Origin of the sequence: Leisingera sp. (assembly GCF_034669605.1) — a bacterium.
Lineage (GTDB): Bacteria > Pseudomonadota > Alphaproteobacteria > Rhodobacterales > Rhodobacteraceae > Leisingera.
Map to the genome: position 1 here is coordinate 1 of NZ_JAXMOX010000173.1, position 10,148 is coordinate 10,148.

A 10,148-nucleotide genomic window follows, 5' to 3' on the forward strand; every position below is an offset into this window, starting at 1 on the left:
AACAAACATCAGCACCGCCAGCAGGGTCTCGATCGACGCACCCGCCAGCACCCGCTCGTTCATCCGGTTGACGATAAACGAGACGTTGCGGTCCAGCGCCACTTCCCAGCCTTGGGTGAACACAGGTTCCGCCAGCCTTGGCAGATCCGGGTATCGGAAGACCGAGACCTTATCCGGCCTGACGCCGGAGTTCAGCAGATCGCGGTAGGCCTGCGACGAGGTGTCGATGGCCTGGTGAATCAGGATGCCGGAACTGTCCAGCGCGGCAATGATCCCGAAGGAGATGATCCCGGCGCCGCCGATGGCAAAGGCCACCGGAAAGCCGGAGAGGATGCCCCCGAAGAGGCAGAGAAATACGATGAGCAGCCCGATTTCGACGCCATCAAGTCCAAATAGCATGTTTCCGACGTCCCTTTAGTGCGTGCCTTCGTAGGCTTCTTCACCTTCTCCAAGGCTGTCCTTGTCGAGGTATTTGTTTTCACTGCCCTGGCCTTCGGCGAACTCGAGGAACGAGCGGTAGAAGAAGGCGATGGCGTGCAGGAATACGAGGCCTGCGAACAGGACCAGCAGGATCTTGAACAGGAAGTAGGCGTTGAACCCGTTGGGGCTGAAGCCGATGGTTTCCACGTTCCAGCGCAGGGCGCGGGATTTCATCACCAGACGGTCAAGGCTGTCCGAGGCCGAGGGTTTCGGCACGATCAGGTGGCGCCACAGGAAGAACCAGCCGTACATCCAGGTCAGCACCGCGGCGGGCATCATGAACAAGAGCGAGCCGAGCATGTCGACCACCCGCTTGGCCCGGAAGCTGATGCCGGAATAGATCAGGTCCACCCGCACATGGCCGCCCTGCACAAAGGTGTAGGTCACGCAAAGGCAGACCACCAAGGCATTGTACAGCTTCAATTCTTCTGCAAACCAGCTGACATCCTGGCTGAACGGGATGCCAAAGCCGAAACTGATGTCGGGCCGGGCAAACACGCGCTGCATGAAGACAATGATGATCTGCTGCAGCACCATCAGCAGGCCCGCCCAGGCAAAGAAGCGGCCGGTGGTATTGGCCAGGCCCTCCAGCCCGCGGACCATGGCCCACATGACATTGCGGTAGTAGAGGCCGATACCGGTCAGCACCAGGAAGGCGGTGAACACGACAAAGAAGAACTCGGCCGAGCCGCCGTAATAGACAAAGCGCATGACCGAGGCCTTGTCGGACCAGTCAAGCCAAAGCTGCGGATGGGTGACGGCGTAGCCGAAATTGTAAAAGGCGCTGGCGATGTTCTGGATCAGCCAGACAAGCCCGCCCCAGATTGCGCCAAAGAAGGTGATGCCACTCTCTTCCTGCATGTTCCCCCCGGGAAGATTGCTGCGAAGCCGCCGTTAGCGGGTTGGGCGCGCGGCGTTGGCCGGCCGTCCCGCGGTATCAGCAACTGCATGTGGATCCCCCGCGCGGCGGCGGAGGACCCGATTGATGCCTGTCAGGCAGATTAACCCAGGACGCGGTCGCGCTGAATGCGGTAGGCGCCTTCGGATTTGGTGATCCAGCCCGAGGAGGCTTTCATCGACGCTTCGACACTGCTGCGGATTTTCGCAAACAGCTCGTCGCCCATGAACTCGTCCAGGGTTTCCTTGGTCGCACTGCCGAAGGCATCCCAGACGCTGTCCGGGAATTCCAGGGTCTTGACGCCGCCGGACTGCAGACGCTGCAACGCGGCACCGTTGTTGTTCATGAACTGCGACAGGTTCCACTGGTGGCCGGCTGCCGATGCCATCTCGATGATCTTCTGATGGGCAGGCGACAGGCTATCGAACACATCGCGGTTGGTGGCAACCGACAGGGCTGCGCCCGGCTCGTGGAAGCCCGCGGTGTAATAAGTCTTGGTGATTTCCTGGAAGCCGGCCTTCTCGTCCGCCCAGGGGCCGATCCACTCGGTGCCGTCGATGGCGCCGGAGGACAGCGCCTGATACACTTCGGAACCCGGAATGTTCTGCACCGAGGCGCCCAGCTTGCCCAGCGCCTTGCCACCCAGGCCCGGCATCCGGAATTTCAACCCGTTGAAATCCTCGGGGCCCTTGATTTCCTTGTTGAACCAGCCGCCGGACTGCGGGCCGGTGTTGCCGCCGAGGAACGACTTCAGGCCGAAAATCTCGCCCAGCTCGTCATGCAGCGCCATACCATCACCGTGGTAGTACCAGTTGGTGATTTCCTGCGGCGTCATGCCAAAGGGCACGGCGGTGAAATAGGCATAGCCCGGATGCTGGCCGGTGAAGTAATAGTCCGCACCATGGTACATGTCGGCCTGGCCTGCGGTCACCGCATCGAACACTTCGAACGCACCGACCAGCTCGCCTGCGGCTTTCAGGTCCACAGTCAGGTTGCCGTCAGACATGGCAGTGATGCTGTCGGCCACATATTGCGCCGAATCATGCACGCCTGCCAGACCACGGCCCCAGGTGGTAACCATGGTCAGGGTGCGTTTGCCCTGGGCATAGGCCGGTGCCGCCAGTGTGCTGGCTGCTGCAGCGGTTCCGCCCAGCGCGGAAGTCCTCAAAAAAGAACGGCGATCCATTAATTATTCCTCCCATTATCATTCGGATTGCCCGGAAGGTCCCCCCGGGCGGATCGGTTCGAGTCCGGCCAGCCTAGCGGCGGCAGGTTCAAAGGGAATACCTACTACTGCGTAGAACGGGAGGTTTTTCCTGCTTTTGCGGCGCGATCCGGGCCATATCCGCCAGGAAACTGCCCCGGCCGGCACCCGTCAGCGGAGCAGGCCGGGACAGTCCGATTGATTCTTCTGGGCGGCGGCTGAATGATTCGGTACAAGATCCTGACCAATTCCGGGACCCTGCCGATGCGCCTGTTCACCGCTCTCCTGCGCCCGACCTATGCGCAGAAACTGTCGCTTTTGATGACCTTGCCGCTGATCTTGGCGGGCACGGCAATCGCCGTCCTGGTCGGCTATCAGTCGCGCGCCCTGGCCGAAGGCGAGATCCAGGCGCTGGAGCAGCAGCTGCTGCAGGCCAAGAAGGCGGAGCTGCGCAACTATGTGACCCAGGCCCGCAACGGCTTTGCCCATATCTATGGTCTGGCGGCGCCGGACGATGCCCGTGCCAAGGAGCAGGTGACCCAGATCCTCAGTGCGATGATCTACGGCAAGGACGGGTTCTTCTTTGTCTATGATTATGACGGCACCAACCTGGTGAGCCCGCGGCAGACCGAATTCATCAACCGCAACTGGGCGGGCCTGACCGACAGCGCCGGGGTGCCGGTGGTGGACCAGTTCGTCCGGCTCGCCCGTAACGGCGCGGGCTGGCATACCTTCACCTGGCAAAAGCCCTCGACCGGGGAAGAAGCGCAGATGATTGCCTATGTGGTCGGGCTGCAGGACTGGCAATGGGCGATCGGCACCGGCGTGTTCATCGACGATGTTCTGGCCACGGTGGCCGCCTCCCGCGCGGAGGTGGAAGCGCGGGTGCAGCGTACCTTTATCTATATCGGCGGCATCACTCTGGTCTCTCTTGTGCTGGTGTTTGCCTCCGGCATGTTCCTGAACCTGCGCGAGCGGCGGCTGGCGGATGCCAAGCTGAAGGAGCTGACCCAGCGGGTGTTCGACGCCCAGGAGGAAGAGCGCGGCCGGGTGGCGCGGGAACTGCATGACGGCATCAGCCAGCTTTTGGTCGGGGTGCGCTATGCGCTGGACAACACCCGGCGGCGGCTGTCCCGCGGAGACAGCGATGGTGCTGCGGCCCCGTTGGAGAAAGGCACCGACAGCCTGCTGACCGCGATCACCGAGGTGCGCCGGATCAGCCGCGACCTGCGCCCCGGCGTGCTGGACGATCTGGGCCTTGGCCCGGCGCTGAAGGCGCTGACGGGTGATTTCGCCGCCCGCACCGGCATCGAGACCGAGTTTTCCACCGTGGTGTTCCGCAACCGGCTGGATCAGGACGCCAAGATCGCGCTGTACCGGATTGCGCAGGAAGCGCTGACCAATATCGAGCGCCACGCCGAGGCCAGCAGGGTCACCATTGATCTGCGCGGCCATACCAAGGGCGCCACGATGCGGATCACTGACAATGGCCGCGGATTGCCGCCGCGCGATGACCGCTCCGGCCCCGGCATCGGGTTGCGCAACATGCAGGAGCGGATCGAGCAGCTTGACGGCACCCTGCGCATTCTGTCATCACGTGGCACCCAAAGCGGCACGGTGATCGAGGCAAGCCTGCCTCTCAGCCACCTGCTGCCGCCGGGTGAAGAGGGAACATCTGCGCAATTGCCGTAACCGGAGAGGCTGCGGCGGATTGCGGGCCTCTGAACTGATGGAAAGCTGCCTTGTGGGGGATAATGGCTGATCCGGTGAAAGTTCTGATCGTTGATGACCACCCGATGGTCGCCGAGGGCATCCAGTCGATCCTGGAAAGCTATGACGATATCGAGGTCATCGGGTCGCTGACTGACGGGCGCGACGCGGTGGAGCAGATGGGCACCCTGGCGCCGGATGTGGTGCTGATGGACCTGAACATGCCCAATCTTGGCGGGCTGAGTGCAACCGAGATCATTCTGGAGCAGCACCCCGGCACCCGCATCCTGATCCTGTCGATGCATGACAGCGCCGAATATATCTCAACCGCGCTGAGCCATGGCGCCATGGGGTACGTGCTGAAGGATGTGCCCACGGAAGAGATCAAACAGGCCATCGACGCGGTGATGGAGGGGCAGACCTACCTTTGCACCGGGGCGGCGGGGTCGCTGAAGCCCAAGGGCGGCGACAGCCGCGAGGCGCTCACCGGGCGTGAACAGACCATCCTGCTGGAGCTGGCGCAGGGCAAATCCAACAAGGAGGTCGCGCAGGCGCTTGATATCTCGGTCAGAACTGTTGAGACACACCGCAAGAACATCAAACGCAAGCTGGGCATTTCCTCAACTGCCGGGCTCACCCGCTACGCGCTGGAACATGGTGTGCTGCAGGGGACCGGCGCCGGGTTCTGAAGCGCCGGCCCCCGATGGCTTCAGCCGAGGCTTGCGAGCAGCGCCGGCGATGGATCACCTGATGCCGGCAATCCCCGGCTGGATTGGTAGGCGCTGATGGCGGCCCGGCTTTTCGGCCCCAGAACCCCGTCGGCACCGCCGGTATCAAAGCCTTTGGCAGTCAGGCGTTTTTGCAGCAGGATGCGGTCGTCCTTGGTCAGCCCATAGCGGTCCGGCGGGAAACCGGCGCGCAAGGGGCCGCCGCCTGCGATCCGGTCGGCCAGATGGCCCACTCCGATCGCATAGGAATCCGAGTTGTTGTAGCGCTTGATCGCATTGAAGTTTCCGGTGACCGAGAACTTCGGCCCGCCCGCCTGCGGCTGCAGAATGCGGCCTGCAGGGGTGCCCGGCGCCCCGGCCTCGCCGCCCCATTTCAGCCCCCGCGTCCAGCCGTTGCGCTGCAGATAGGCGGCGGTGGAGGCCAGCGCGTCGCTGGGATCCTCCGACCAGATATCGCGGCGCCCGTCGCCGGTGAAATCCACTGCGAAAGCCTGATAAGAGGTCGGGATGAACTGGGTATGCCCCATCGCCCCGGCCCAGCTGCCGGTCATCCGGGCGGGGGTGGTGTCGCCGTTCTGCAGGATCTTCAGCGCCGCAATCAGCTGTTTCTCAAAGAACGCCCCGCGCCGCCCGTCATAAGCCAGCGTCGAGGCGGCCGAGATCACCGGCACATTGCCGCGGCGCTCACCGTAGAAGCTCTCCAGCCCCCAGATGGCGCAGATGATTTCCGCATCAACGCCATAGGCGCGTTCCAGCGCGCGCAGCGTTGCCGCATGGCGGCCAAAGGCTGCGCGGCCCTTGGACAGACGTTCCTCCGAGACGGCGATAGAGAGGTAATCCTCCAGCGTGCGTTTGAATTCGGTCTGGTTGCGGTCGCGCGTGACCACACCGGGAAGATAGCCGGCACCGCGGAACGCGGCGCGCAGGGTGGATTGGGAAATGCCCCGCGCCCCGGCGCGGCTGCGGAACGACGCCACCCAGGCGTCATAGCCCGCATTGGGCGCAGGGCGCAGGTCCGCCGGCAGGCCGGTGCTGCCGCTGGAGCCGCTGTTTGAAGGCACTGTGCTGCTGCAGGCCGTCAGACCAAATGCTGCAAGGCCAAATCCGAAGTGACGCCGTGTGATGCTCATACTGCTGCCCGTTTTTTGTGATTGCTCTGCGCCCCTGTGATACGGGGTCATTTACCGGACAGGCTGCCAGAAACGGGCCGGGCCGCCAAGGCCCGGAATTCCGCCGCAGCGAAGACCTGCCGCCTTGCCCTTTCAGCTGGCCAGCGGGGCGGTCCTCTGTATGACCGGGGTTCCTCCTCCGGGCAGCTGCTGGGGATCTCGCTGCCCGAGCGGTTGCCATGAACGGCAGGACCAGGCCGGGCACTCTCCGCCAAAATGCCAGGCACCGGTCTTTTGCCGGATCACGCTAATGCAAACCGCCGCCGCGGGAAACCTGCCTGGGCAAAAATCTCCCAGATCTTCGATTCCAGGTCCGGCGCGCCGATTTCCAGGCAATTATTCCGGAAATACCAGGTCATGAATTGCGCATAGCCGCCGGTGCGGGCCAATGCGCGCTCCAGCGCGGCTGCAAACTGCCCTGTCCGGGTGACGGTTTCCGCCATGCGGTGCAAATCCGAAGCGCCGTAAAGAATAGCTGGCGTGCGGTGCAGGAAGCCTTCGAGGGCAACGCCGGAATTCACCGATACCGAGACACAGCTGGCGGCCAGAATATCATGAACATTTGCCTGGGTGGGGATGACACGGGGGTCCTGCCGGGCGATTTGCAGCAGGGCTGAGAAACTTTCTACATCCGCTGTCAACGGATGCGGTTTGACCAGAACAGCACGGTCTCCGGCACCGTTCAGAACGTCTTGCAAGATGCTGATGTCGCTGAAACGGGTGGCGCCGGCCTCGCGCGGGTAGCTGCCCTGGAAAAAGACCGCGACCGCACCTGCCGGAAGGCTGGTTTGTTCCTGCTGCTGCCGGTGGCGGGACCGCCGCTGATCCTTGAATTTTCGCTGCAACCGGCCGTAGAAACGCTTGGCGTATTGGAACGGAACCATGTCCCTGCGGAACGGGCGGCTGCCGATCGAGCTCAGGCTGCGGATCCCCTTGGGATCAAGATGCCAGTACCCCGGCAAATAGGCCGGGGCCGCATTCAGCACATTGGGCATTTGCACATGCCGGTCATCGATGACGTGCAGGTTGCCGTCCTTGAACCTGGCGTCAGTGACCTGGCGGGTGCCGATCCGGATATCAGCGTCCCGGACACGCCGTTCCGCCTGCCCGCCGGCCTCCGCAATCATCCGCTCGATCACCCGGTAAAGATCAAAGCCCCGGTTTGAGGGACCCTTGCCGATTTGCCGCTGTTTCAAGTGAAAAATGACCTTCGGCAAATGTTCGTTTCCTTTGGCGGCAAAAGAGAGGCCTGCTGCAGTTGTGCAGCCCATGCCGCCGACGGGTCAACCAGCAATCAATCCCGCAACCCGTCAGCACGCAGGCCTTCACGCTCGTAATGGCGCGGCAGCACCCGTCCATAAAGCTGTTCGGTGCGTTCGACCCCGCCGCACATGCCTTGCTTCTCGGCAAAGGAGAAGATGCCGACATAACGCCTGCGCGGGCCTGCGACCGGGGCCACCCGGTGCAGCGAATAGCGGCCGCGGAAGATCTGCAGGTCGCCCGGCTGCAGCACCAGCCTGCGCACCAGCGGCGAGCCGCCCGCCAGCACCCGCGCCACGCCGTCATAATTCTCATCCGCGGGGGTGCGCAGCATCGGGGCATATTCGAAATCTCCGCCCGCCTCGCCGTTCTGGATCGCCAGTGTCACCGTGTAATTGTTGGTGTCGAAATGCCAGGGAAAGCCCTGCCCCTCCTCGACCATGTTGATGATCACATCGGCCAGCGGGTCGTCATAGCGGAAGAAACGGTCCTCTGGCTCTGCCAGGGCGGTGCGGATGAAGGGCATGAAACCGGGAAACTCGTAAATGGCCCGCAGCGGGCTGTCCGGGCCGAAATTGTCCGCCGGAATGAAGGCATTGGAGCGCTCATAGAACCGGCGCACCGGATGGCTTTGCGGCAGCGCGGCGTCGTCCTTGCTGAAATAGGCATTGGTGCGGCTGAAGGATTTATGGCCGTTCTCCGCCACCGCATCAGCCTCTGCCGCCAGCCTGGCAATACCGTGCTGATGGACAAATCCCGGCAGCACGGCACAGCCATCCGCCCCCAGTTCGCGTTGCAGGTCCGCGATCAGCCGCGCAAAAGGTTCGGAGCCGGGCCGGTCGATCGGATAACGCCCCAGATCGACCAGATCAGAAAGTTGAACCATATTTGCATCCCTCCCTGTGCACCTCTGTGAGGTGAGCTTGCCTGCGCAAATTCTGCTAATCTGGCAAAAACAGGACATCGGAGTGCCGGTTTTGAACGATTCTTCACGGTTGCAGCCTGCTGAATTCGCGGAAATGTCGCTGCACCCCGGGCTGAGAGCAAGAAAATGTCCCTGCACAGCGTCTTTTTGATACCTTTGACGGTTGACGCCCCTGTCCAGCGCCCATAATGTCGCCCGCAACGCAAAAAGGAGCCTGTGGCCGTGACCACCCTAGTCGTAATCGTAGGAACCAAGCGCATGGGCCGGTAACGGTAAGCCATAATCGAACCCATGCGCCTCCGACTTGAAATCGGGGGCTTTTTTTATGCGTAACGGACGATGCCGCCAATTGGAGCAATAAGCAGATGACACGTGAAATGACCGGCGCAAAGATGGTTGTCCAAGCCCTGAAGGATCAGGGTGTGGACGTGGTCTTCGGATACCCAGGCGGCGCCGTGCTGCCGATCTATGACGAGATTTTTCTGCAAAATGACATCCGCCACGTGCTGGTACGGCATGAACAGGGCGCGGTGCACGCCGCCGAGGGTTATGCCCGCTCCACCGGAAAACCCGGCGTCGTGCTGGTGACCTCGGGCCCCGGCGCGACCAATGCGGTGACCGGCCTGACCGATGCGCTGCTGGATTCAATCCCGCTGGTGGTCCTCACCGGCCAGGTGCCGACCTTCATGATCGGTTCCGACGCCTTTCAGGAAGCCGACACCATCGGCATCACCCGGCCCTGCACCAAGCACAACTGGCTGGTCAAGGACACCGACAAGCTGGCCGGAACCCTACATGAAGCCTTTCATGTCGCCACCACGGGCCGTCCGGGCCCGGTTCTGGTCGACATTCCCAAAGACGTGCAGTTTGCAAGCGGCACCTATAACGGTCCGAAACCCGCTGCCTCCCACTACCAGCCGCAGGTCAAAGGCGACATGGAGGAAATCACCGAACTGGTCGCCGCCCTTGAGACGGCCAAACGCCCGGTGTTTTATACCGGCGGCGGGGTGATCAATTCCGGCTATGCGGCCAGCCAATTGCTGCGCGAGCTGGTGGACGGCACCGGCATCCCGGTGACCTCGACGCTGATGGGGCTTGGCGCCTATCCGGCCTCGGGCAAGAACTGGCTGGGCATGCTGGGGATGCATGGGCTGTATGAGGCCAACATGGCGATGCACGGCTGCGACCTGATGATCAACATCGGCGCCCGTTTTGACGACCGCATCACCGGCAAAATCGACGCCTTCAGCCCGAAGTCGAAGAAAGCGCATATCGACATCGACCCCTCCTCAATCAACAAGGTGATCCGGGTGGACATTCCGATTGTCGGCGATGTGGCCCATGTTCTGGAAGACATTCTGAAGATCTGGAAGTCGCGCGGCCGCAAGGTCAACCGCGAGGCGCTGGCCAAATGGCACAAGCAGATCGATGACTGGCGCGCGGTGAACTGCCTGAATTTCAAGAATTCGGACCAGACCATCAAACCGCAATATGCGCTGCAGCGCCTGGAAGAGCTGACCAAGGGCCATGACCGCTACATCACCACCGAGGTGGGCCAGCACCAGATGTGGGCGGCGCAGTATCTGAACTTCGAGGATCCGAACCGCTGGATGACCTCCGGCGGCCTGGGCACTATGGGCTATGGCTTCCCGGCCTCGATCGGCGCGCAAATGGCGCATCCGGATGCGCTGGTGATCAATGTCGCGGGGGAGGCGTCCTGGCTGATGAACATGCAGGAGATGGGCACCGCGGTGCAATTCCGCCTGCCGGTGAA

The 10,148-nt window shown here is 62.6% G+C and carries 8 protein-coding genes and 1 pseudogene; 3 read left to right on the forward strand and 6 right to left on the reverse strand.

What is annotated here, in order from left to right; genetic code table 11:
- The 3 genes and pseudogenes from VOI29_RS18585 to VOI29_RS18595 form a co-directional block, all read right to left on the reverse strand.
- A pseudogene (locus VOI29_RS18585) lies at positions 1-399 on the reverse strand (C4-dicarboxylate ABC transporter permease); the annotation flags it as partial.
- A gap of 15 nt (positions 400-414) precedes the next feature.
- Positions 415-1,341 (reverse strand): C4-dicarboxylate ABC transporter permease, encoded by a 927-nt coding sequence (locus tag VOI29_RS18590; protein ID WP_323782054.1) that lies wholly within the window; start codon positions 1,339-1,341, stop codon positions 415-417.
- A 140-nt stretch (positions 1,342-1,481) separates the two neighbouring features.
- A complete protein-coding gene (locus tag VOI29_RS18595) occupies positions 1,482-2,564 on the reverse strand; it encodes a TRAP transporter substrate-binding protein (protein WP_323782058.1) in 1,083 nt (360 codons plus the stop codon).
- Positions 2,565-2,846: 282 nt separating this feature from the next.
- Between VOI29_RS18595 and VOI29_RS18600 the strand changes: the two genes are divergently transcribed.
- Both VOI29_RS18600 and VOI29_RS18605 read left to right on the forward strand, forming a co-directional pair.
- A complete protein-coding gene (locus tag VOI29_RS18600; RefSeq protein WP_323782072.1) occupies positions 2,847-4,274 on the forward strand; it encodes a cache domain-containing protein in 1,428 nt (475 codons plus the stop codon).
- Between the two features lie 62 nt (positions 4,275-4,336).
- Positions 4,337-4,981 carry a response regulator transcription factor gene (locus VOI29_RS18605; RefSeq protein ID WP_024090531.1) on the forward strand — a complete coding sequence of 215 codons (645 nt, stop codon included), beginning with the start codon at positions 4,337-4,339 and terminating at the stop codon, positions 4,979-4,981.
- A 20-nt stretch (positions 4,982-5,001) separates the two neighbouring features.
- On the opposite strand, the gene VOI29_RS18610 is transcribed toward VOI29_RS18605, so the two are convergent.
- The 3 genes from VOI29_RS18610 to VOI29_RS18620 all read right to left on the reverse strand — a co-directional run bounded on the left by VOI29_RS18610 (position 5,002) and on the right by VOI29_RS18620 (position 8,335).
- Positions 5,002-6,150, reverse strand: a complete 1,149-nt coding sequence (locus VOI29_RS18610) for a lytic murein transglycosylase (protein WP_323782060.1) — start codon at positions 6,148-6,150, stop codon at positions 5,002-5,004.
- Between the two features lie 281 nt (positions 6,151-6,431).
- Entirely contained in the window at positions 6,432-7,385 is a 954-nt protein-coding gene (locus VOI29_RS18615; RefSeq protein WP_323782063.1) for a hypothetical protein, read from the reverse strand.
- Between the two features lie 98 nt (positions 7,386-7,483).
- Positions 7,484-8,335, reverse strand: coding sequence for a hypothetical protein (locus VOI29_RS18620; RefSeq protein WP_323782066.1), 852 nt, complete (start codon positions 8,333-8,335; stop codon positions 7,484-7,486).
- A 404-nt stretch (positions 8,336-8,739) separates the two neighbouring features.
- Between VOI29_RS18620 and ilvB the strand changes: the two genes are divergently transcribed.
- Positions 8,740-10,148 (forward strand): biosynthetic-type acetolactate synthase large subunit (gene ilvB / locus VOI29_RS18625; protein WP_323782069.1); only part of this gene is annotated, 1,409 nt, incomplete at its 3' end.

Coding starts and splice junctions, on each gene's coding strand:
- VOI29_RS18590 (WP_323782054.1), bottom strand. CDS start 1,341: ATGCAGGAAGAGAGTGGCATCACCTTCTTTGGCGCAATCTGGGGCGGG.
- VOI29_RS18595 (WP_323782058.1), bottom strand. CDS start 2,564: ATGGATCGCCGTTCTTTTTTGAGGACTTCCGCGCTGGGCGGAACCGCT.
- VOI29_RS18600 (WP_323782072.1), top strand. CDS start 2,847: ATGCGCCTGTTCACCGCTCTCCTGCGCCCGACCTATGCGCAGAAACTG.
- VOI29_RS18605 (WP_024090531.1), top strand. CDS start 4,337: ATGGCTGATCCGGTGAAAGTTCTGATCGTTGATGACCACCCGATGGTC.
- VOI29_RS18610 (WP_323782060.1), bottom strand. CDS start 6,150: ATGAGCATCACACGGCGTCACTTCGGATTTGGCCTTGCAGCATTTGGT.
- VOI29_RS18620 (WP_323782066.1), bottom strand. CDS start 8,335: ATGGTTCAACTTTCTGATCTGGTCGATCTGGGGCGTTATCCGATCGAC.